23 protein-coding genes are annotated in these 22,024 nt (G+C 65.0%); 12 read left to right on the forward strand and 11 right to left on the reverse strand.

All coding sequences use genetic code 11. The annotated features are described in order from the left end of the window. Window positions 1-18 precede the first annotated feature (18 nt). Entirely contained in the window at window positions 19-1,080 is a 1,062-nt protein-coding gene (locus QUE25_RS09930) for an MFS transporter (RefSeq protein WP_286264555.1), read from the reverse strand. Between the two features lie 176 nt (window positions 1,081-1,256). On the opposite strand from QUE25_RS09930, the gene QUE25_RS09935 reads away from it, so the two are divergent. From QUE25_RS09935 to QUE25_RS09945, 3 genes are read left to right on the forward strand one after another with little or no spacing between them, the layout of a single operon-like run. Next, window positions 1,257-1,613, forward strand: coding sequence for a GntR family transcriptional regulator (locus QUE25_RS09935; protein ID WP_286264557.1), 357 nt, complete (start codon window positions 1,257-1,259; stop codon window positions 1,611-1,613). After that, window positions 1,606-2,613 (forward strand): DUF1648 domain-containing protein, encoded by a 1,008-nt coding sequence (locus QUE25_RS09940; protein ID WP_286264559.1) that lies wholly within the window; start codon window positions 1,606-1,608, stop codon window positions 2,611-2,613. Before QUE25_RS09935 ends, QUE25_RS09940 begins: the two co-directional genes overlap by 8 nt. Next, on the forward strand, window positions 2,606-3,622 hold the full coding sequence (locus tag QUE25_RS09945; RefSeq protein ID WP_286264561.1) for a CPBP family intramembrane glutamic endopeptidase: 1,017 nt from the start codon (window positions 2,606-2,608) through the stop codon (window positions 3,620-3,622). The genes QUE25_RS09940 and QUE25_RS09945 overlap by 8 nt, the downstream gene beginning before the upstream one ends. Window positions 3,623-3,789: 167 nt before the next feature. On the opposite strand, the gene QUE25_RS09950 is transcribed toward QUE25_RS09945, so the two are convergent. From QUE25_RS09950 to QUE25_RS09965, 4 genes are all read right to left on the reverse strand, one after another. Beyond that, window positions 3,790-4,215 carry a VOC family protein gene (locus QUE25_RS09950; protein ID WP_286264563.1) on the reverse strand — a complete coding sequence of 142 codons (426 nt, stop codon included), beginning with the start codon at window positions 4,213-4,215 and terminating at the stop codon, window positions 3,790-3,792. Continuing rightward, on the reverse strand, window positions 4,208-5,323 hold the full coding sequence (locus QUE25_RS09955) for a substrate-binding domain-containing protein (protein WP_286264564.1): 1,116 nt from the start codon (window positions 5,321-5,323) through the stop codon (window positions 4,208-4,210). The genes QUE25_RS09950 and QUE25_RS09955 overlap by 8 nt, the downstream gene beginning before the upstream one ends. An 82-nt stretch (window positions 5,324-5,405) precedes the next feature. Beyond that, complete coding sequence (locus tag QUE25_RS09960) at window positions 5,406-6,398, reverse strand: ABC transporter permease (RefSeq protein WP_286264566.1); 993 nt, start codon at window positions 6,396-6,398, stop codon at window positions 5,406-5,408. Window positions 6,399-6,400: 2 nt separating this feature from the next. Continuing rightward, on the reverse strand, window positions 6,401-7,888 hold the full coding sequence (locus QUE25_RS09965; RefSeq protein WP_286264567.1) for a sugar ABC transporter ATP-binding protein: 1,488 nt from the start codon (window positions 7,886-7,888) through the stop codon (window positions 6,401-6,403). Window positions 7,889-8,132: 244 nt separating this feature from the next. On the opposite strand from QUE25_RS09965, the gene QUE25_RS09970 reads away from it, so the two are divergent. Continuing rightward, on the forward strand, window positions 8,133-9,131 hold the full coding sequence (locus tag QUE25_RS09970; RefSeq protein ID WP_286264569.1) for a LacI family DNA-binding transcriptional regulator: 999 nt from the start codon (window positions 8,133-8,135) through the stop codon (window positions 9,129-9,131). A gap of 55 nt (window positions 9,132-9,186) precedes the next feature. Here the strand turns inward: QUE25_RS09970 and QUE25_RS09975 are convergent, their stop codons facing one another. Together QUE25_RS09975 and QUE25_RS09980 are read right to left on the reverse strand one after the other, a co-directional pair. Next, window positions 9,187-10,215, reverse strand: a complete 1,029-nt coding sequence (locus QUE25_RS09975) for a lactonase family protein (protein ID WP_286264571.1) — start codon at window positions 10,213-10,215, stop codon at window positions 9,187-9,189. Window positions 10,216-10,281: 66 nt separating this feature from the next. Continuing rightward, on the reverse strand, window positions 10,282-11,751 hold the full coding sequence (locus QUE25_RS09980) for a DUF2252 domain-containing protein (protein WP_286264572.1): 1,470 nt from the start codon (window positions 11,749-11,751) through the stop codon (window positions 10,282-10,284). Window positions 11,752-11,896: 145 nt separating this feature from the next. Between QUE25_RS09980 and QUE25_RS09985 the strand changes: the two genes are divergently transcribed. Further along, window positions 11,897-12,706 (forward strand): Bax inhibitor-1/YccA family protein, encoded by an 810-nt coding sequence (locus QUE25_RS09985; RefSeq protein ID WP_286264574.1) that lies wholly within the window; start codon window positions 11,897-11,899, stop codon window positions 12,704-12,706. A 188-nt stretch (window positions 12,707-12,894) separates the two neighbouring features. On the opposite strand, the gene QUE25_RS09990 is transcribed toward QUE25_RS09985, so the two are convergent. Beyond that, the gene (locus tag QUE25_RS09990) at window positions 12,895-13,590 is read right to left on the reverse strand and encodes an NUDIX hydrolase (protein WP_425332707.1); all 696 of its coding nucleotides are present in this window, start codon (window positions 13,588-13,590) and stop codon (window positions 12,895-12,897) included. 27 nt (window positions 13,591-13,617) lie between these two features. Beyond that, window positions 13,618-14,607, reverse strand: coding sequence for a hypothetical protein (locus QUE25_RS09995; protein ID WP_286264576.1), 990 nt, complete (start codon window positions 14,605-14,607; stop codon window positions 13,618-13,620). A 23-nt stretch (window positions 14,608-14,630) separates the two neighbouring features. Between QUE25_RS09995 and QUE25_RS10000 the strand changes: the two genes are divergently transcribed. The 7 genes from QUE25_RS10000 (at window position 14,631) to kduI (ending at window position 19,582) form a co-directional block, all read left to right on the forward strand. Beyond that, on the forward strand, window positions 14,631-15,242 hold the full coding sequence (locus tag QUE25_RS10000; protein ID WP_286264578.1) for a DNA-3-methyladenine glycosylase: 612 nt from the start codon (window positions 14,631-14,633) through the stop codon (window positions 15,240-15,242). A gap of 107 nt (window positions 15,243-15,349) precedes the next feature. Next, the gene (locus QUE25_RS10005; RefSeq protein ID WP_286264580.1) at window positions 15,350-15,760 is read left to right on the forward strand and encodes an SRPBCC family protein; all 411 of its coding nucleotides are present in this window, start codon (window positions 15,350-15,352) and stop codon (window positions 15,758-15,760) included. A 117-nt stretch (window positions 15,761-15,877) separates the two neighbouring features. Continuing rightward, window positions 15,878-16,270, forward strand: coding sequence for a hypothetical protein (locus QUE25_RS10010; protein ID WP_286264582.1), 393 nt, complete (start codon window positions 15,878-15,880; stop codon window positions 16,268-16,270). Between the two features lie 422 nt (window positions 16,271-16,692). Next, window positions 16,693-16,986 (forward strand): hypothetical protein, encoded by a 294-nt coding sequence (locus tag QUE25_RS10015; protein WP_286264583.1) that lies wholly within the window; start codon window positions 16,693-16,695, stop codon window positions 16,984-16,986. A gap of 32 nt (window positions 16,987-17,018) precedes the next feature. Next, window positions 17,019-17,975, forward strand: a complete 957-nt coding sequence (locus QUE25_RS10020; protein WP_286264585.1) for a 2-dehydro-3-deoxygalactonokinase — start codon at window positions 17,019-17,021, stop codon at window positions 17,973-17,975. 45 nt (window positions 17,976-18,020) lie between these two features. After that, window positions 18,021-18,620 (forward strand): 2-dehydro-3-deoxy-6-phosphogalactonate aldolase, encoded by a 600-nt coding sequence (locus QUE25_RS10025; RefSeq protein ID WP_286264586.1) that lies wholly within the window; start codon window positions 18,021-18,023, stop codon window positions 18,618-18,620. Window positions 18,621-18,754: 134 nt separating this feature from the next. Next, entirely contained in the window at window positions 18,755-19,582 is an 828-nt protein-coding gene (kduI, locus tag QUE25_RS10030; RefSeq protein ID WP_286264588.1) for a 5-dehydro-4-deoxy-D-glucuronate isomerase, read from the forward strand. A gap of 152 nt (window positions 19,583-19,734) precedes the next feature. Here the strand turns inward: kduI and QUE25_RS10035 are convergent, their stop codons facing one another. Together QUE25_RS10035 and QUE25_RS10040 are read right to left on the reverse strand one after the other, a co-directional pair. Continuing rightward, a complete protein-coding gene (locus QUE25_RS10035) occupies window positions 19,735-21,159 on the reverse strand; it encodes a glycoside hydrolase family 1 protein (protein WP_286264590.1) in 1,425 nt (474 codons plus the stop codon). Next, on the reverse strand, window positions 21,156-22,010 hold the full coding sequence (locus QUE25_RS10040) for a PRD domain-containing protein (protein ID WP_286264592.1): 855 nt from the start codon (window positions 22,008-22,010) through the stop codon (window positions 21,156-21,158). The genes QUE25_RS10035 and QUE25_RS10040 overlap by 4 nt, the downstream gene beginning before the upstream one ends. Window positions 22,011-22,024 lie beyond the last annotated feature (14 nt).

Consider the following 22,024-nt stretch of genomic DNA (forward strand, 5'->3'; position numbering starts at 1 on the left):
ACGTGACATATGTTAACGCTAACCCCGGTGGCGCCCGTCACCGGCCGGCCAACTGGCCGGTTTCGAGCTCGGTGTCGAACTCGGCGATCGGTTCGGTTCGCGGCACCCGGCCATCCAGCCGCCACCGACGATGCCCAGGAGCCCGATCACGATCGCGGCCGGGGCCAGCCCCGCCAGCGCCGTCACTGCAGAAATCACCACGGGCCCGAGCATCTGCCCCGAATCGGACAGCTCTCGCCAGCCGGCCAAGAACTGGGGCCTGCCGAACTCGGGGGCGGCGTCGGCGCCCAACGTCATCACGATGCCCGAACTAATGCCATTGCCGATGCCCAGCAGTGCACCGAGGATGCCGATCGATATCGTCTGCCGCGAGGTCCGCAGCATCATGAGTGCCAAGCAGCCGACCCCCACGGTCAGTAGCGAATGCCGATGCTGCGCCAGTACCTGGAATGTGCGCGGCCGCTGACCATCCTTGCTTATCTTCTCGACGCGATCGGACGACAGCGCGGGCAGCATCATCGTGACCCCGGCAGCCACCAGGCTCATGCAGGCCGCGAAGACGAACGCATTGCGGATCTCGCCGCCACTGATCAATGCGGAGACCGCGAGGGGACCGATGAAATAGCCGATGCGCAGCACTCCGCCCAGACTCGACATGCCACGCGCCCGGTACTTCAGCGGTATCGCATCGGTGATATACGTCTGCCTGGCCAGGCCGAAGATCGACCCCGTCGTGCCGTGAATGAAGACGGCGAGGGCCAGCACCGACACCGAGCCGGCCAGATAGACCACGACCATGATGGCCGCATCCACCAGGCAGGCGAGCGCGATGCTCAGCCGCTCACCCAGGCGAGTGGCGATCGTGCCTGCCGGCAGGTCGAAGGCCAGCATCGCGATGCCCGGAATGGCCGTGACGAACGCCGCCACGCCCGGACTGGCCCCGAGCGTGGTCGCCTGCAGCGGGATCAACGGGATGATCGCCCCGAAGCCGATGGACGCCAGCAGGGTCGGCCCGTAGATTGCGAGAACGAGCCGGGCCCACTGACCCCTGGTTCGAGATTGGAGTCCGGCAGAAGTCACGGCCTCCAGTCTGGCACCATCGCGCACAGCTTAATCTTGGGACGACCAGATGCGTGCGGTGTCGAGGTGCCCCCGGGATGGACGGACCTGCCGTTCGTGGTGCGGCTGGTGCTGGGCTGGTGCTGGGCCGGTGTCGAGCGATTGATCCGCAGCATTGTTCTAGTTAATATAGAACTATGTTGTGGCAGGTCGATCCGCGTGACCCCCAGCCGCTCTATCAGCAGATCGCTGGGACGGTCAGGCGCGCCGTCGGCGAGGGGACGCTGTCGTCCGGCGACCGCTTGCCGGCCGCGAAAGAGCTTGCGGCAAGCTTGGATGTCAATCTGCACACCGTCTTGCGGGCCTATCAGATGCTGCGCGACGAGGGCCTGATCGAGCTGCGCCGCGGTCGTGGTGCAATTGTCATCGCGTCCGATCTGGGGATGTCGAAGCTCACGACGCTGGCCGATGACCTGGTAGCGCAGGCAAAGCGCCTCGGCGTCAGTCGCGACGAACTGGCCCGGATCATTCTTGAGGGGGAAGCCGATGAGTAAGACCTCTGTGCGCCAGGACCGTGGCCAGCTGGTCGTATCCGCCATCAGCGCAGCGGTCATCGTCCTGGTGGCGGTCGCCGGGGTGGTGGCGTTGTGGACCGCCCGCGATCAGCTGCCCGATCAGATCGCTACCCACTGGGGTGCCAACGGCCAGGCGGATGGCTTCACCGCGGTGGAGCGGATCTTCGTCACGAATGCCCTGCTTGGCGGCGTGTTGCCGCTGGTCCTGATGTTGGTGGGCCTGGCGATGAAACAGGGACGCATCATGGGGCCGCTCAGCGTGGGACTCGCGGTTTTCCTCAGCGGTCTCGGCAACGGTGCGGCGTGGATGCAGCGCGGCATGACCCCGGACGAGGTGGCGTCCTCCGATCCGGGATGGGTGATGCTGATCTCGGCGATCGCCGGTGTGGTCGTCGGGGCAGCACTGTGGCTGGTCTTCCGGCGAACCCCCACCCCCGGCGGTGTCGCCGCGAACGTGGCCGCCGATGCGCCGCGGCTGCTGGTGGACGACCCGGTGCGGGTCGCCTGGATCGGGCACACCGCAGTCTCCAAGATGGTCTGGGTGTTCCTAGGCTTCGGGATCGTAGTGACCGTCGTCCCCGCGGTCAGAGCGTTCGCCGCGGGCTCCTGGGGACTGGGTATCTTCCTCATGTTGTTCGCCGCGTTGCTCACCGTGTTCGGCCTGGCGATGTACGCCACCGCAACTGTGGACGCCAGAGGCGTGCGGGTGCGGGCATTGGGCCTGATCACCTGGGCCGACATTCCCTTGAGCGAGATTGCCGGGGCCACGGTCACCGTGGTGAACCCGGTGGGCGAGTTCGGTGGTTGGGGACGACGGATCGGATTCGCCGGCGAACAGGGCATCGTCACCGACGCCGGTCCGGCGCTGCGGCTCGATCGAGGACACGACGCCCCCTTTGTCATCACCGTGTCCGATGCCGAAGCAGCCGCTGCGGCGGTCAACACCCTCGTCGGTAGAAGGAGCACAGATCATGAGTGATGAGCCTCGTCCACAGGTCGATGATGCGCAGCCCAACGACGCGCAGATTGCGGATACGCGCGATGATAGCGTGCCGATGCCGGACCCTCAGACCGGCCGCGCGTCAACCGGCTGGCGTCCGATCGTGATCTACTGCCTCATCGCCTTCGGGCTGGCCTGGCTGGTCAGCCTGCCGCTGTGGCTGGGCGATGGGCTTGCCAGCCCGCTGTTCCTGGTCTGCTCGGTCACGATGATGCTGACGCCCACCATCTCGGCGGTCATCGTGACCAAGTTCATCGAGCACCGCCCGGTGCTGGTCACCCTGGGAATCAAGCCTCGGGTGGGAGCCGGTCGGACGATCGGGTTCCTGGCGCTTGCGCTGCTCGTCATCTGGGCGGTCGTACTGCTCGGCCTGGTCTCCAGCGCGATCTTCGGTACGTATGCCTTCGATCTGGTCGGTCTGTCGGGGTTCCGTCAGGTCCTGGACAGCCAACTGCAAGCCGCAGGCACGTCGGCCGACAGTCTCAACATGCCGATCCGGTTGCTGTGGGCGCTGCAGTTCGCCACCGTGGCCGTCGGCGCCGTGATCAACACCCTGCCGGCGGCGGGGGAGGAGATCGGCTGGCGTGGCTATCTGTTCCCGAGGCTTCTCGACCGCCTGGGCCCCGGACTCGCGGTGCTCGTCTCCGGGGTCATCTGGGGATTGTGGCATGCCCCGCTGATCCTGCTCGGCTACAACTATCCGTCGAATCCGGTCCTGGGGCTGGTCGCAATGTGCGTATTCACCACGGGGATCGGTGCCATCCTGGCCTGGCTGGCGCAGCGCGGCGGCTCCATCTGGCCGGCCGCCCTGGGCCACGGCGCGCTCAACGCCGCGGCCGGCGGATTCATGATCATCTTCGCGGACGCCGACTTCACCGTCGACACGCTCAGCGGCACCATCCTGGGCTGGGGTGGCTGGCCGGTGTTGGTGGTCGCTGTCGTCGTGCTGCTGGTCTGCCGGGCCTTCCGTCCGGTCAGCGCTCGATGACCTCGATCCAGTCGGCGCTGACGGCAGTCATGCGCGGCGCGGGCGGATTGGGTGATAACGATGTCATGCTGGTGCCGGAATCGCTGTCTTGTCCGGACGGAGAAGGACCTGCTGGTGAGTCTCCAGGCACTCACCAGCAGGTCCGGTGCGATGACGTCGGGTTCTGTCTACCGCTCAACCAGCTCGATCAAGAACCCATCCGGATCACGGATCAGTAGGGAGGTCTGCTGCAGCTCAGGCATGTAGACCGGTGCTGAGATGACCAAACCACCCAATTCGATGACCCGGTGCTGCAGGTCCTCGACATCGGGTACCTGCCAGGCGAGATGATGCGATGCCGGCATGCTCGGCGGGTTGAGGGGCTGACCCGCGGCACCTTCGTCGTAGGCGATCAGTTCGAGAGGTGCGCCGGTACCACTGCTCAGATACTGGATCGTGTGATCCGACAACCTCACCCGGTTCAGCACCTCGAGATCAAGCAGGTGGCTGTAGAAGTGGGTTGCCCGATCCAGCGAGCCCACTACCAATGCCACGTGGTCCAGGTGCGGCTTGACCGGCGGGTTACCCGCGGCGGCTACTGGGTGACTAGTCATAGAGGAGGATCGCGATCTGGGGATCAGTGATGTTGGAGTTGTCGTACCAGTGCGAACCGGTATCAACATCAGCGACAGCCTCGCCCTTGGACGCGGCCACTGCCAACTCGACGGCCTTGTAGCCCATCTGGTACGGGTCCTGGGTGACAGAGCCCAGGAAGGCGCCCGAGGCCACCGCAGCCTTCTGCGATGCACCCGCGTCGAAGCCGACGACGAAGATGTCCTTGTACTTGCCCGTCTCCCGGTTGAGTTCGGTGGCGTCCCCGGTAGCGCTGATCACGCCGTTCACGGCGTCCTGATTGGCGGCGAAGAGGCTGACCAAGCCGTCGGTCGCCAGTATTGTGTTCGCAGCGGCCTGAATATCGGACTGGCTGGTCGTCGGCGGAACGGTGACGACGATCTTCACCTTGGCGGGACTACTGGATGGCTTGGTCCACTTCTCCTGGCCAGACACGTCGACAGCGTCCTGCATCCCGGGCAGCTTCTCCACTTCGGTGACGGCAGCATCGACGAAGCCATTCACCCGCTGCACAATCGAGCCGGAGGTAGAGTCCTGGGCCAGCACTCCGATCACGGCCGGCTTGTCTGTGGTTCCGGCCGACAGGGCCTTCTGCACGTCCGCGTTGGCGAGCAGGTTGGTGGCGACGTTGGCGCCGGCCACCTCGTTGTCGGTCGCAGCCGTAGCCACGACCGCGCCCGACTGGTCGCCCGGCACGCCGGAATCGAAGCCAATCACCGGAATTCCAGCCGACTTTGCCTGCACGAGGGTGTCTTGCACAGCGTTGGGATCACTGGCAGCGAGCGCGATCGCTGCAGGCCGCTGGTTCACCGCCGATGCGAGTTGCTCCACTTGCTGGGGGATATTGCTCTCGGCATCCGGCCCGTTGGTGGTCAGGTCAACGCCGAGCGCGTCGGCGGCGTCCTGGGCCCCCTTGAACGCCGCCTGATAGAACTGGTTCTGGTAGCTCTTCGAGATGATGATCACCTTCGGCTTGTCGCCCGCGCCCGGGCTGCTAGAGCCTCCGCTGTCACCGCTGCCACAGCCCGCCAGCGCTGCCAGCATGCACGTCGCGCTCAGTGCAAGCGCGACTGTCTTCCGCGTTTTCATTGCATTTCTCCTTGTAATTGATGGTGAATGGTGGTCAGTTGTAAGTGGTCCATCGATCGATGTATGTGCTTGCTGGCAGTGGTTAGGTGCGGTTGAGTCTTCGTGTTCGCACGACATCGAGCAGCACAGCGAGGATGACGACGACGCCGATCAGTACTTGCTGCCACTGCACGGGCAGTTGCATGGAAAGCAGGCCGGTCTTCAGGACGCTGATTACGAAGACGCCGATGATCGTGCCCCATAGCGATCCGATTCCACCGGCCAGCGATGTGCCGCCGATTACTGCCGCCGCGATCGCGTACATCTCTTGACCGTTGCCGGTCTGCGGGGTGATTGAGCTGAAGGTGGCAGCGTAGATGACCCCGGCCAGGCCGCAGAAAAAGCCGTTGAGAACGTAGACCCAGACCTTCCAGTACGAAACCTGCACGCCGGACAGCGTGACCGCCTCCTCGTTGGAGCCGATGGCGTAGGTGTAGCGTCCGAGTTTGGTACGGGTCAGTAGGAACCAGGCGATCACGAAGAACAGTGCCAGCCAAACCGCGCCCATCGGAACGGCGCCCCACTTGTAGATGATGCTCTTGAACACGCCACTGGGAGTGCCCAGGCTCGGGTAGGTCTGGGTCTGGACCTTCGCCACAACTGCGCACAGCCCGAGTGAAACGAATTGCATACCGAGGGTGGCAATGAATGGTGGCAGTCCGAGGATGCCGATGAGCACGCCGTTCCCCACCCCGAATACCACGCCAGTGAGGATCACCATGAGCAGCGCGAGCGCGATCGGAAAATGCCAGACGTTGTAGGCCACGCCGCCGACCAGAGCTGCCCCCACCATGACAGTGCCCGAGGACAGGTCGATGCCGCCAGTGATGATGACGAAGGTCATGCCGATAGCCAGGAAGCCGATGTAGTACGACGAGCTCAGCATGCTGAGGAAGGTGTCGGCGCTCAAGAAGTGGTTTCCGAAAATCGCGAAGAAGCCATAAAGGACGACGAGTGCCGCTAGGGCGATAATCTGCTGCATCGCCGGACCGGACGCCGACGACTTGAGCCTGCTGAGGATTCCGGTTGAACTCATCGCTATTCCTTACTGTTCTTCGCTTGATGCTGAGTGGCGAGCTCCATGACCTTGAGCTGAGTGGCATCGGCGATATCGAGTTCGCCGGTTACCCGGCCTTCGCACATGACGATGACCCGGTCGGAGAGATGGAGTATCTCGGTGAGGTCCGAGGAGACCAAGATGATTGACTTTCCTTCGGCGATGAGCCCGCGCATCATGTCGTAGATCTCGGCCCGTGCACCGATGTCGATGCCGCGGGTGGGCTCATCGAAGATGAGAACCTCGACATCGCGCAACAGCCACTTGGCGAGCACCACCTTCTGCTGATTGCCGCCTGAGAGATTCTTGACGATCTGGTTCACGCTAGGTGTCTTGGTGCGTAGCGCTGCGACGTAACGTTCTGCCGCTTTGCGGCATTCGGCTTGTCGCACGACCCATCCGGTCGACAACTTGTCATAGGAGGCAAGCACGGTGTTATCGGTGACCGATAGGTTCAGTACCAGCCCGTAGCGTTTCCGGTCTTCTGACAGGTAGGCGATGCCGGCGCTGATCGCCTGCTTGGGGTGGGTGAAGTGCATCGGCATGCCGTGTACCTCGATCTCGCCGGTGCCCCAGGGGTCCGCTCCGCAGAGTATCTGCATCGTTTCGGTGCGCCCAGCACCGACCAGCCCAGCGAAGCCGAGGATTTCGCCCCTGCGTAGCTCAAACGAAACGTCTCTCACTGCCGACGAGGTCAGCCCTCGGGCGCGCAGCACGACCTCTGCGTCCGCGGGTACGTCACTGGACTGCTTCTGCGAGTTGTCGATCTCGCGGCCGACCATTCGCTTGATGATGTCATCGACCGTGCACGAGGCCGTCTTGAGGGTGTCGACATAGTCGCCATCGCGCAGCACGGTGACACGGTCGGCAACCTGCATGATCTCGTTCATCCGATGCGAGATGTAAACGACCGAGACGCCCCGCGCGCGCATCTGATCGACTTTGGCCAGCAGTTCGATGGTCTCGCCTTCTGACAGCGCCGCACTCGGTTCGTCGAGGATGAGTACCTGGGTTTCGGCGAACGACATTGCCCGCGCGATCTCGACCATCTGTGCCTTGCCGACACTGAGATCTCGTAGCAGGGTTCGGGGGTCAACACCGATCTCGAACTCGTCGATCAGTGCCTGGGCTCGCCGGTTGAGATCACGGTCCGAGATACGGAATGACGACGATTCCCGGCCGATGAAGATGTTCTGGGCCACCGTGAGGTCGCTCATCATGTTCAGTTCTTGGTGGACGATCGAGATGCCCGCCCGCTGAGCATCCCCGATCGACCGGAAGGCGACTGGTTTGCCCTGGTATTCGTAGGTCCCGCCATAATCTGGGTAGATGCCGGTCATGATCTTGACCAGCGTGGATTTCCCGGCCCCGTTCTCGCCGACGAGCGCGTGCACCTCGCCGGCGCGCAGTTCGAATCGGGCGCTCTTCAGCGCCTGCACGCCGGGGAAGGATTTGGAAATACCCTCCATTCGCAGGCGCAACTCTTCAGGTTTCACATTCCCTCCGATCCGGACGTCGACGTCATGGTTCGGGCAGCAGAAACCGGGGTACTGCCATCGTCGTAGTGCCCGGGTCTCACCTATGACATCGATGTCACTTCTGCGTGCAAGGCTAGGCTGATGCTATTGGCCTGTCAAGGGGCGAAAGGAGATTGAGATGGTGACGTCAGTACCTCGCGACGCTGACCCCGCGGCTCCACGACGGGCTGCGACTATGAAGCAAGTCGCGGCGTTGGCCGGGGTAGGCGCCAAGACCGTCTCTCGGGTGATCAATGACGAACCTCGGGTTGCGCCGGAGACGGCGGCTAGGGTCTGGGATGCCATTCGAGCACTCGATTACCACGTGGATATGCGAGCAGGCAGCCTGCGCCGGGCTGGCGGCCGGACCCTGACGCTCGGCTTGCTGGTCAGCAGTGTGGATAACCCGTTCGCCGGCGAAGTTCACCGCGGAGTGGAGGACGTCGCTCGGGCGCGCGGGGTGGCGGTGCTCGCCGTGAGCCTGCATGAGGATCCCGTGCGAGAAAAGAGCGCAGTGGAAGACTTCATCCGGCGGCGTCTCGACGGCATCATTTTATCCACCACGTCCACCGATGTGAGTTATCTGAGTACCACGCTGATCCGCGGAATGCCCATGGTCTTCATCGACCGCCGGCCGCTCGGTCTTTCGGTCGACGCCGTCACCAGCGACAATCGTGAGGCAGCGGCCTTGGCCACCCGATCTCTGATCGCCCGCGGGCATCGGCGGATCGCATTTCTTGGAGAGCGCTCCACTATTCGCACTTCGGCCGAGCGACACCAAGGATTCCTTGATGCGTTCGGTGAGGCAGGTGTCCCGACCGGTGAGGCGACGGTGATCTTCGGGTTGTCCAGTGCCCGGGAAGCCCAGGAGGCTCTCGGCGCACTTCTGGACAGCGATCAACCGCCGACGGCCGTATTCGGGGGGCAGAACCTGATTACTGTCGGCGCGCTGCACGCTTTACACAGCCGGGGCATGCAACATCGCATTGCACTGATCGGTTTCGATGACCTTGAGCTTGCTGATCTGCTCGATCCCGGCGTCACGGTGATCAGGCAGGATCCTCGGAAGCTAGGACGTGTGGCTGCCGAGCGGATGTTCTCCAGGCTGGACGGTGGCGTCCTGGCACCCGAACACATAATTGTGCCCACTGAGTTCATCGAACGGGGCAGTGGCGAGATCTTGGCACCTCGATAGACCGACCTTGGTGGTAGTACAGCTGGCCCGCCGCCCTGGCCGGCACCTGCCCCGGTCAGCGCTCGATGATCTCGATCCAGTAGGCCCCCAGCCCGGCCGGGAAGGTCTCGATCAACGTCAGCGCCGAGTCGGCGTCCGGACGATACTGGCCGACGACCCGATCGAGTTCTGACGCCACCAGCAGGTCTCCATTGGGCAGCACCGCGAAACCGCGCGGCTGGGCCACCACATCGGAATGGGCAGTGACCCCGCCGAGCACGCCGTTGCTCGCGATATCGAGAGCCGTGATCGTCGCCCGGGTGCGCTCGGAGCAGTAGAGCCGGGTCTCGGACGCGTCCAGGTGCAGATCGGCGCCCCAGATCAGCTGCTCGGCGCGAGGATCCGCCCCGAAACGGCTGTGCTTGAGCCCGCGATCGGTCGGAATGCAGGTCTGCGCGGAGACGAACGTCAACTGTCCGGATTCGGCGTCGCGCCGGTAATGCAGCACCTCGCCCGAGTACTCGGTGTTCACATAGACCGAGCTCTGGTCGGACGAGAAGATGAGATGCCGTGGACCGCTGCCGGCCGGTGCAGCCACAGTCGGCGGATCCAGCGGACGAAGCCCCTCGTCGGCGGAAACCGCGTACTGGGCGATCAGGTCGTCGTGCAGCGACACGTAGTAGGCGAAGGCGCCGTCGGCGCTGACCACGACGCTGTGCAGGTTCGGGTAGCTGATCGTCTCGCCCACCGGCGACAGCGAGCCGTCATCGGCGACGGCGAAGACACCTCCGACACCTTGGTGGTAGGACGCCCAGAACAGCCGGGAGCCGTCGGCGCTCAGCTTCAGGTAGACCGGTGACCCGGGAGCGTCGGTGCGCCCGATCACGGTCGTGCGGCCCGACGAACGGTGCAGCTGCAGGACGACAACGCCGAACGGGTCGCTCGTCCCGGCGAAGACCAGGTCGCGTGCGGGGTCGACGGTCAGCGGCAGTCCGGGAGCGCCGACCTCGCTGACGGCGAGCGGGGTGAGCTCATCGCCGCTCAGGTCAAACGTGGTGATCGTGCCATCCTTGGAGTTGCCCACCAGCACAAGAGAAGAAGTCATGGTGCGAGCCTAATGGCGACGCCCGCCGCCGGGGCTGCTTCTCGTCGTGACTGCTCGCCGCCGGGGCTACTTCGCGTCGGCCGACTCGTCGATGGGCAGCCTGCCCGCCTGCACCGCGCGCAGCAGGGCTGCGTGATCTGCCTCGGTCTGATCGGCGTATGCCCTGGCGAAGTTTGCGAATGCCTCCGCGGCGGCGTCCGAATTGCCGAGATAGCCCGCGATTCGCGAGGCACCGGAGGTGCGGGCATGGCTCTTGGCCAGCAGCAACCCGAGCACCCGCGCGTAGTCGGCCACGGCTTCGGCGCCGAGCCCGTCGATGATGACCGCGCCCTTCATGTTCCGGTACTGGCGGACGTAGACCTGCAGCGCCGGCGAGCCCGGCATCTCGGTGAACGGCCCCAGATAGGTGGCCGTGCTCGGTTCGGCGAATGCCGGCAGCGTCGCCCAGCCGAGCAGCGGGTCACTGACCGTTTGCAGCGCCTGCTGGTACTCGACGACGCGTTGGCCCTGGTGATGATGCCAGGCGTGCGAGCCGTGGGTGAAGCGTGCCAGCACCGAGCGCTGCGCCTGCTTGAGTTGCAGGAACAGCAGATCGTCGGGCGCCGAGCCCTCCAGCAAGGCGATGAAGGCCCGCAATCCGACCGAACCGACCCCGACGACCTTGTGGGCGCAGTCGACCAGCCGGTAACCGCCGATGACGCGCCGCCACTGCAACGGCAGCGTGCCGAGGTAATCGTCCAGCGCCTGGGTGATCTGCTCGAAACGGGCATCCGAGACGCGGGTCAGCAGCGCGCCATCCGGCCTGATCTCCAGCGCCCCTCCCTCGCTGGTGGTCAACTTCGGCAGTGCACGGTCGCTGGTGCGCTGCTTCGCCTTGGCTGCCGCCCGCACCACCTGATTGCGCAGTGACGGCTCGATGACCGTCTCATTGAGCCGGTTCAGATCAACCCGCAGGAAGCTTCGGGACAGCAGCGGCACCTGGGCCAGATGTGTCAGTTCATCGCGATAGGCGCTGACGCAGGCCTTTACCGCGTCGCTGCACTGCTGCTCGCTCATCTGGTTCTGCCGGCCGGCCACGTAGACACTCGCGACCAGCCGCCGCATGTCCCATTCCCACAAGCCCGGATGGGCTTCGTCGAAGTCGTTGAGGTCAAGCACCAGTTCGCCCTCGGGCGAACGGTAGAAGCCGAAGTTGCCCAGGTGGCAGTCGCCGCAGATGATCGCGCTGATACCGGTCGCAGGCAGGGACGCGCAGTCACTCGCGCAGACGTTGGCGGCACCGCGCAGGAAGCCGTAGGGCGAGGCCGCCATCCGGGCGACCCGCACCGCGATCAGCCGGGGGATGCGTCCCAGATGGGCCTCCATGATCTGCTCGATCGGGTCGGGACGATTGTCCGCGGGACTCCAGTAGCCGAGCGTGGCGCGGGGCACCTTCACGCGCAGGCTCTTGCCGTATGCCCGCGATTCGGCACGACTGGGGATCGGCTTGCGCACCGAGCGAAACGCCTCGGCGTCCATCATCGTCTGCGTCGACATAGTCCCGAGTGTAAGGCTTGCACCACGGGTTGACAGCGATACCGCCGCTGCCCGGGAAATCCCTCATTGGTTAGCGGCCTTGCCTCTAATAGGATGTCTGAGGTGCCGCGATCAGCGGGGCCGCAAACGACCCAGGAGGAGTCCGGTGCGCAGTAACAATCCCGTTTTGACGGGCCGGAATGCGTTCACGTATTACAACCCGAATCAGCAGGGCGGCTCCGGCCAGACCGATGTCTACGGGTACCAGACGGCACACGGATACACCCCGCAGCCGCAGCAGGCCACCGGCCGGATGACCATCGACGACGTGATCACCAAGACTGCCATCCTTCTGCTGATCATGATCGCAGCCGGCGGCGTCACCTGGCTGCTGCTGCCGATCTCGTTGCTCTACCCGGTCGCGATCATCGGTTCGCTCGTCGCCTTCGTGACGGTCTGGATCGTCTCGATGCGCAAGGAGGTGTCGGTTCCCGGCGTCTTCGCGTATGCGGTCGTCGAGGGCCTGATGCTCGGCGCGTGGAGCAAGATCTTCGAGTACATGTATCCGGGCATCGTCGTGCAGGCGGTGATCGGGACCTTCGTGGCTGCGTTCGTGGTGCTGGGCGCCTACAAGTTCCTGGGTGCCCGGGTGCGTGGACGACTGGCTCAGATCGTGGTCGTATCGATCATCGCGTATGCCGTGATGTCACTGCTGAACCTGATCCTGATCTTCGTCGGCGTGAACCTCGGCTGGGCCACCATCGGTGCCAACGCCGGACCGCTGTCGTGGCTGTCCGCAGGTCTTGGTGTGGTGCTGGCAGCGGCCAGCCTGCTCATGGACTTCGAAGCCATCGAGGTCGGTGTTCGCGGCGGGGCTCCCGAATCGGAATCGTGGCGGGGCGCCTTCGGTCTGCTGGTGACCATGGTCTGGCTCTACACCACGCTGCTGCGCATTCTGAGCTTCTTCCGCAACTAGCAGTCGGGAAACATCGCAGGTAAAAGAACAGTCGCGGTGCCGTAGGGGTTGCCGCACCGCGAGTAGGTTGTGCACCGGCCCGGAGTCACCCCCGGGCCGGTGTTCTCTTTTTGCCCGCTCGTCGTCCTGCCCGGTTCGTCGTCGGCCCCATGCGCTCGCCGTCCGTGCAGTTCGCTCGCCGAGCGAACTCAGCGGAGCCGGATGTGATTGAGGTGGCGGTCCAGCAGGGAGCGGGCGCCGGACGTCCAGGGAAGCGAGCGCCAGCGCGGCACCGGCACCCAACTGGCGGCCATCGTGGTGCCGCCGACGTCGAGGACGAGCGGGTCGGTCGGGTCGGCGCAGACCGCGGTGTAGATGATGCGCAGCGCCTGGAAGTCCTCGAGCACGCCGGAGGGGGAGCGTCCGATCCAGTGGTCGGACTGGACGTCGATCAGCCTGCTGATACGAACCCGCTGCGAACTCTCCTCCATGATCTCGCGCATCACGCCTTCACTGGGGGTCTCGCCCTGCTCCAGGCCGCCACCGGGCAGCTGCCAGAGTCCGGGGATCGCCGTCCGGTCGGAGCATTGCGTGCCCAGCACCCCACGCTGCGATCGGACGATGGCGTAGGCGGCTACGCGCTGATGCGGCACCGGCTTCTCGTCCTGGGCGATCGTCAGGCTGGGATCCAACCCCCGCGACTTGACCCGGGGTGGACGAGAGTTGTTCGCTCGCGGCCTGACCTGGGTAGTCAGCACGATGCCCTGATCGTCCAGATGAGTGCTCAGCGGATGGGTCATCAAGAAACCATGCCGCCACAACATCATGCGGGGATCTTCACCATGGGCCAGGACCGCATCCACTGAGATGCTGGCGCCCGGTGCCAGTACTCCCACGATCCTCATGCATCAATCATTCCATGGCCAGCAATCTCAGGGATTCTCGATCTTGTTGCCCATCAGATCGGTGACCACCTTGGAACCGCCGGATTCAACGGTGATTCGTGGCTGGTCGGCGTCGGCAGGTTGGTTGACGGTGACCGTCACGGTGGTCACATCGGGCTGCTCGAGCAGCAGCGGCGCGGTGCGGATCAGCTGGCCGATCACCGCTGGGTCGATCACTGTCTGATCGAACGGCAGGGTCGAGGGTGTCTCGCGGCGTTGGGTGATGAACATCGGCACGGTGGCGGTCCGGATGCGCCGCTCGACCACGCCAGGCGTGTCCAGTACATCGACCCACACCTGGTCGGCACTGCTCATGACATCGGCGCTGTCCACGGTCACGCTGACCGTCAGCACAAAGCGTCGGTGGTAATAGACGTCGTTCAGCCCGATGGCCAGGTCCTTGTCGACGGTGAGATCGAGTCGCGGAATCGGGTTACCGTCCCGGTCGAAGAAAACCGTCGAGGATTCGGGACTGGTGGTGACGGTCATCAGGATCTGCCGGTGGTCGTACTCATTGATCTGCAGTTCCTGCCGTTCGGCCGACCCTGACACCTGGGCCGCGATGGTGAACAGGCTCGCCACATCCGAAAGATTGAAGGTATTCGGGTCGAAGCTGGTAGCCGCCACGAGATCGGTGCCGTCATCGCTGGGTGTGATCACACCGGCCAGCCAGACCATGGAACGGGGCCGGTCGCCGTCGCCGATGTAGGTCAGTCGCGCCTGGGTGCGATTGATCACCACCCGGACGACGGGCTTGCCGGCAGCAGCCGTCACGAGCTCGGAGACCACCTGTTGAGCCAGCCCCGGCGCGAACAGATCGTGGCTGGCGGGGATGGCCGAGGCGGACGGCGTGGCCGACATCGAGGGAGACGGCGAGCGGGACGTGGTCTGTGCCGGCAGCGTCGCCGCGCATGACGACAGCGCGAGCATCGCCGCCAGCGCGAGGGCTGTCGCGCCAATGAACCTGCATGCCGTCACATAGTGCAGGCTACCGTGGCCACATGTGCTCAATCGACTTCAACCGCCGCGCCGACGAGGTGGCCCCGCTGGTGTTGGGCTCGATCTTGTGGCGTGGGCCGGTGGGATTGCGGCTCACCGAGGTCGAGGCATATCTGGGCCCGGACGATCCGGCCTCGCACGCCTACCGCGGTCCCCGCGGGCGAGCGGTGACCATGTTCGGCGCCCCCGGCTGCCTGTATGTCTACCTCAGCTACGGCGTCCACCGGGCGGCGAATCTGGTCTGTTCGCCGGCGGGATCGGCCTCCGCGGTGCTGCTGCGCGCCGGCGAGGTGGTGGCGGGACGAGACCTCGCCCGGCAGCGCAGGGGATGGGATGCCGATGACGTGGTGCGTCCCGATCACCGGTTGGCCAGCGGTCCGGGAAATCTGGGCACCGTGCTCGGACTGAAGCTCACCGACGACGGTGCCCGGCTGGGCGACGATTTCGTCCTGGAGCCCAGCGATACCCCTAGCCGGAACGTGCTGATGGGCCCGCGCACCGGGATCACCAAGGCCGTCGACTGGCCGCTGCGATTCTGGCTCGCCGGCGAGCCGAGTGTGAGTCCCTACCGGAGGTCACCCAAGGCCCCGCGGGTGGCTGAAGATCGGCTGTGATCAATCGTCTGATACCTACCCACGAGGGGTGCTGTGGCACTAAGGTGGCAGCCAACCCGAACCAAGGCGTACGGGGGATCACAACTCAACGAAGAAGTGAGAAGCCCATGGAACAGACAAGTGAGGTCACTGCCGAGACCGAGGGTTCGACGGTGGTCGTGAGCCGGACCGTGAAGCAACCTGTCAAGGTCGTCTGGGATGTACTCATGACCGATGATGGAGCCGAGGCGCTGTTGGGCCCGGGCGCCAAGCTGGGCTCCAAAGGACACACCTGGCACTCACACAACGGACGCGAGGGCGTCATTCGAAGCTTCCACCCACTGGAACAGATCCGCTTCTCGTATCGTTCAAATGCCGCCAGAACGCCGTCAGTGGTGGCGGTGAACCTCAAGCCTGCCAGTGACAACGCCACCACGATCGAGATCGAGCATTCGAACCTGAGCTCCGATATCGACCGGGGCTGGGCCCTCGACCGCTGGTCGGCTGCGCTGGAGCGCATCGAGAGCGACTGCCTGTAAGACCTAGTCCGAGCCCGGCTAGGCCGGTCGTCCGATTTCGGCCTGGCCTCCGACGGCGCTCGATCACGTTGTCACTACCCCGGCGAGTGAACGCCTCGCCGGGGTAGTGTCATTGCCATGATGCGGTTTTCGAAGAACCTGATGCTCGTTCTGGGCAGTGTGGCTGGTATCGCCTTCGTGGCCTTGATGGTGTACAACGTCGTCCAGATCAACCAGCTGCATGCTGTGGCCATCGCCAACCGCAGTGCTGGCTTCGCCAACCCTCGCAACTGGGTGATGATTGCCGCCGCCCTCGGCCTGGTCGCTGGTCTGCTGCTCGGGATGGGGATCGCGCTGCCCGACAAGACGTTCAAGGCCCGGTATGCCGAGGCCCGCAGGCTCGAAGCAGGCCTGGATGCCGGCGCAGATCTCCGCGCGACGACCACCGACAAGCACGTCGCAGATGCCCGTGAGCCGCAGCCCGGTCCCACCGAGCAGGCCCCGCGCGAACGTCCCGAACAGACCAAGTAGCCGACCGGATCACCAGGTAGTCGGCTTGGGCCGGCTACCCGCCATCGGCTGCGGGGCGCGCATCACCGGCCGTGGTCAGCGACCGGTGTTGGTTACCGGCCGTTGTTGCCCGATCCGTTTCCGGGCCGGGAGGTGAAGTCTCCCCAGCTGCCCTGAGCCCACGGATTCGCGCTCGCCCGTGACTCGGTGGATCCTTCGCTCGGCTGAGGACGCTCGCTGTCTTCATCGTCCGAAGGCGTGGCCGTCGGGGTCTCCGGTTCGGGACTGCCCTTCTGCGGGACGCCGATGATGATCGGCTCCGGTGTCCAGCGTGTGCCTGTCGGCGTCGGCGAGGCATAGCTGGTGGACGGGGCCGGGGCCTGAGTTGCGTTTCGACCGTTGCGGCGACCTGCTGGGCATCGTGCAACTGCGGTGCGCGGCCGATGGCAATGACCAACGTCATCGAGGCCACGGCCAGCGCGATGGAGCCGACGATCAACGCGCCGACGAATCCGCCGCTGGACTCCTTGGCGGAGGTGTTATGTCCGAAGAAATGCAGCAGCGGCAACTTCTCGGGTTTATCGGTGGCGGTCGGCTGCTCGCCGGGCATTTGTTCGGGAGTGTGTTCAGCCATCGCGCCTCCTTCGGGTCGCTATATCGTGTTCGGAAGCCAATCCTACGGTCTGACCGTTGATCGAACCAGCCCAACCGCCCCGGTGGGCCGGCGCCGGCTTTGACAGTGCCGGTGCAAGGCGGTTGGCTGGGAACCATGACGAATGCCATTGAAGCCGCGCGTCTGATCGGGTTGGACTGGGGCACCACGCATGCCCGTAGCTATCTGCTGGCTCCCGGAACCGGTGCGCCGCGGCTGCTGGATCAGCGGGCCGGTGACGGCATCTTGTCGGTTTCACCCGATGATCCCGACCGGGACGCAGCCTTCAATGCGATCCTGCGCACCCTCGTGGCCGACTGGCAGCAGGCGAGCCCGGGGCTGCCGATGATCGCCTGCGGCATGGTGGGTGCTGCGCAGGGCTGGCGCGAGGCCAGCTACCGGTCCTTGCCGACACCCCTGGCCGGCGATGGCGGTATGACTACGGTGGATACCGATTTCGGAGCGTTGCCGATCATCGCCGGGGTGAAGAAAAGCCGTCCGAACGCCGATGTGATCCGCGGCGAGGAGACCCAGCTCGCCGGCTTGGTGCCCGAGCTGGCGGCAGGCCGGACGACGCTGGTCGTGATGCCGGGTACCCACACCAAGTGGGCCCAGGTGCGCGACGGCGTGCTGCTCGATTTCGACACCGCGATGTCCGGCGAGCTCTTCGCGTTGCTGGCCGACCGTTCGATGGTCGGACGCGCGGGCGCCCCGCCCGAACCCGGACAGGATTGGCGGACCGGATTCGACTGGGGCCTGGACCGGGCCGGGCACACCGATGCGTTGGCATTCGCGGCATTCGTGATCCGCAGTTCCGTGCTGGACGCCCAACTGCCCGCATCCCAGGTACGTGATGCGATCTCCGGATTGTTGATCGGCTCCGAGGTTGCCGACCGGGCAGCGAAGCTCGACCTGGCGTCCATGCCGATCGTCCTGGTTGGGGGTGCGGAACTGACCGGGCGCTACCAGCGCGCGCTGGCTCGGCACGGGGTGAGCGCGACACTGGCACCCGACGACGTGACCATCCGCGGCCTCTGGCGCTCGGCGGTGGGCGCAGGGCTGGTCGGCGAGTAGCGAGAAAGCGCCGGCAGCAACGGCCGGCACAAACGAGGAGAAGCAATGGGTACTGAGGGTCTGATCGCGATTCTGCGCGGGCTGCGTCCGGACGAGGCCGCCGAGATCGGTGAGGCGGTGCTGGCCGGTGGCGTCACGACGCTGGAGGTACCGCTCAACTCGCCGTCCCCGCTCGCATCGATCGCCATCTTGCGCGAGCAACTGGGAGATCGTGCGACGGTCGGCGCCGGTACGGTGCTGACTCCCGACGATGTGGTCGCCTGCCGCCGCGCCGGGGCGCAGATCATCGTGTCTCCCAACTGCGAGCCGTCGGTCATCGCGCGCGCGGTAGATCTGGGCATGACTCCTTTTCCGGGCGTGGCGACTGTCAGTGAGGCCTTCACGGCGATCAACGCGGGGGCACGCCATCTGAAGCTCTTCCCGGCCAATGTGCTGGGAGTGGCGTCCATGAAGGCCTGGCGCGACGTATTGCCCGCCGCCATCTCGATGCTGCCGGTCGGTGGCATGGATGCCTCGACGGTGGGCGAGTGGGCAGCGGCCGGTGCGGCCGGAGCAGGTTTCGGAAGTTCGCTCTACAAGGCCGGACGCAGCGCCGAGGAGGTCACCGCCCGAACTGCGGAGCTGGTGAGAGCCTGGCTGGGGTAGTGCCGGTGGCGTAGCCGAGGCCACCCGAGCGAATCTCGGACGAGCAGACCCGTCCGGCATCTTGGCAACAAGCTGGTGGCCGTCTCTGCGGCCGGGTTACTGTCGGGTGCAGAGCAACGAAAGGCTTCGACAACATGGAGAACCGTCATTCGGTCAGCATGGCCGAAACGTCCCGCATGAACACCGAGGAACTGCGAGCCAACTTCCTCGTCCCGAATCTGTTCGTCGACGACGAGATCATCTTGGTTCACAGTCATGAGGATCGCGTGATTCTGGGCGGCGCCGCCCCGATCGACGAGCCGCTGTGGCTGCAGGCCCCCGAGGAAGTGCGGGCCGACTACTTCTTGCAGGGCCGCGAAATGGGCGTGTTCGTCATTCGTGGCACCGGCGTGGTCACCACCGACGGCGACCGGCACGAACTGCCCAAGGGCGGCTGCCTGTACATCGGACGCGGTGTCCGCGACATCAGCTTCGCCTCCGAGCATGACGAGAAGGCGCTCTTCTACTTCTTCAGTGCGCCGGCGCACACCAGCTATCCGACCGCGTCGGTGCTGCCGGGTCAGGGTGACATCCGCGAGCTGGGCGATCAGGAGCACGCCAATCGCCGCACCCTGAACCGCTATATCCACGAGGACGGCATCCAGTCGTGCCAGATCGTCATGGGCCTGACCCAGCTGCACTCCGGCAGCATGTGGAACACCATGCCCGCCCACACCCACGATCGCCGCACCGAGTGCTATCTGTATCTCGACGTTCCCGACGATGCTCGCGTGGTGCACCTGATGGGTGACCCGAACGAGACCCGCCACCTGATCGTCGCCAACAATGAGGCCATCATCTCGCCGAGCTGGTCGATCCACTCCGGTGTCGGCACTCAGGCCTACAGCTTCATCTGGGCGATGGCCGGCGAGAACAAGAGCTTCGACGACATGGATCATCAGCCGATCGACACGCTGCTCTGATCTCGGGCGCTCGTCGCCCACACGTCGGCGCGAGACCAGCGCCAGCCCCGGGGTCCCGGTAGCTGGCACTGGTCTCGGCGACTCGGTGCCGGGTCCGTAAGGCGGGCCCCGGCACCATGGCCGCGGTTGAGCCTAGAGGGCCGCGGTTGGGCCTAGAGGCAGGCTCCGTTGGACGCGATGATCTCCTGGTAGTCATAGAACGACTTCTTGCGGTACCGCTCCAAAGTGCCGGAGCCATCGTCGTTGCGGTCGACGTAGATGAATCCGTAGCGCTTCGACAGCTGCGCCGTGGACGCGCTGACCAGGTCGATCGGGCCCCACCAGGTGTAGCCGAGCAGGTCCACGCCATCGGCGATCGCCTCGCGTACCTGCACCAGATGCTCGCGTAGATAGGCCGTGCGATAACCGTCGTCCACCGTCGGAACGCCGTCGATCTCGGTCAACACATCGGCCGCGCCCAGCCCGTTCTCCACGATGAACAACGGCAGCTGCCAGCGCTCCCAGAAGTCATTGAGGACGATCCGAAGGCCGACCGGGTCGATCGCCCAGCCCCATTCCGACACCGGCAGCGTGGGATTCTTCGCACCGCCCAGGAGGTTGCCCTCGCCGACGATCCTCTTGGCGGGGTCGGCGGTCTCGCAGACGCTCATGTAGTAGCTGAACGAGACGAAGTCGACGGTGTTGGTCAGGACCTCCCGGTCGGCATCGGTGATCTCGAGTTCGATCCCTTCCTCGCGCAGCTTGCGCAGGTAGTAGCCGGGATAGGCGCCGCGGACGTGGATGTCCCCGAAGGCGTAGCTGTCGTGTTCGGCCAGCCGGGCAGCCCAGACATCGTCCGGATCGGGGGTCAGCGGGTAGGTCGGCATCGCCAAGATCATGCAGCCGATCTTCGCCTGCGGGGCCACCTCACGCGCGATCTTCGTAGCCGACGCCGAGGCCACCAACTCGTTGTGAATCGCCTGATACAGCTGAGTCTTGGTCAGCTGCTTCTTGGGAGTCCAGATACCACCGGACATCAGGGGCGCATGCAGCACCGAGTTGATCTCATTGAACGTCAGCCAATACTTCACCCGCTGGCCATAGCGCTCGAACAGGGTGCGGGCATAGCGCTCGTAGCAGCCGATCAGCTCGCGATTCGTCCAACCGTCGTAGGCCTTGGCCAGATGCAGCGGGGTCTCGTAGTGGGAGATGGTGACCAGCGGCTCCATGCCGTGCTTCTCGCACTCGTCGAGTACCCGGTCGTAGAACGCCAGACCGGCCTCGTTGGGCTCGGTCTCGTCCCCCTGCGGGAAGATGCGGCTCCAGGCGATCGAGAAGCGGAAGACCGTGAAGCCCATCTCGGCGAACAGCGCGATGTCGTCGCGATAGCGATGGTAGAAGTCGATGCCCTCGAGTTTGAGGTTGTCGGGGGTCGGTTCATCGGTGGGCGGGGTCATGATGCCGTGCGGCATCACGTCCTGGATGGACGGGCCCTTGCCGTCGACGTTCCAGGCGCCCTCCAACTGGTTGGCGGCGGTCGCGCCGCCCCACAGGAATCCTTCGGGGAACGGCTGGGCGGTGAGCGTGGTCGGGGTCATCTGGGGTCCTTTCTCAGATTCCCGGTGAGCCGGGCAATATGCAGGATGAGATATGTGGCTGCGTCTTCGGTCAGCGTGGTGCCGAGCCTCAGTTCCAGCACCGCGCGAACCTTCTGCGCCGCTTGGGCTGCCTCGGGGAACGAGTCACGGACGCTGGTGTTGAACGCGTGCGGCTGTTCCGACAGTTGCTGCCCGCTGGCGGCGCGGGCGAAGAAATAACGTAGATGCGTGATGAAGCGGGCGGTGTTCACGTCCTCGGTCGCAAAGTCGCGGTCGTAGGCCGATTCGAGCACGTCGAAGACCTGTGCGAGGATCTCGGTCATCGCGAAGGTCTTCGACAGGTCACTGGTGGCGAAGGCAAGCGCATTCACGAAATGCAGAGTGATCGCCACCGCGTCCTCATCGCTGAGTGGCAGGTGACCTTGTTCGCGGGCCATCGCCACCGAGCGCTGTGCGAGTTGGTATTCGTTGGGGAACAGGTGCGAGACCTCGGCCTTCAACGGGTGCGCGGTGACCGTCCCGGTCTCCGCGCGCTTGACGGCGAAGACCAGGTGATCGGCCAGCGCGACGATGAGGGCCTGCGGAAAGGTGGTCTGCCAGGCAGCCTCAGCGGCGTCCACGATCATGCGTGCCAATCCGACATACTCCGGTGAGATGTCGACCAGGAAGTCACGCAGCGTCACGTAGTCCTCACGGCTCGTGGGAGTGAAGACCTGGACGATCTTGGACGCGTCCACCTGCTGGCCGGCCGACTTCTGGAAGCCGAGGCCTCGCCCGGTGAGGATGACCTGAGAACCATCCGAGTCGGTGGCAAGAACAACATTGTTGTTCAGTACCTTGCGGATCTCCATGCGATGTCCCTTGT

Source organism: Brooklawnia propionicigenes (assembly GCF_030297015.1).
In the GTDB taxonomy this organism is placed as follows: Bacteria; Actinomycetota; Actinomycetes; order Propionibacteriales; family Propionibacteriaceae; genus Brooklawnia; species Brooklawnia propionicigenes.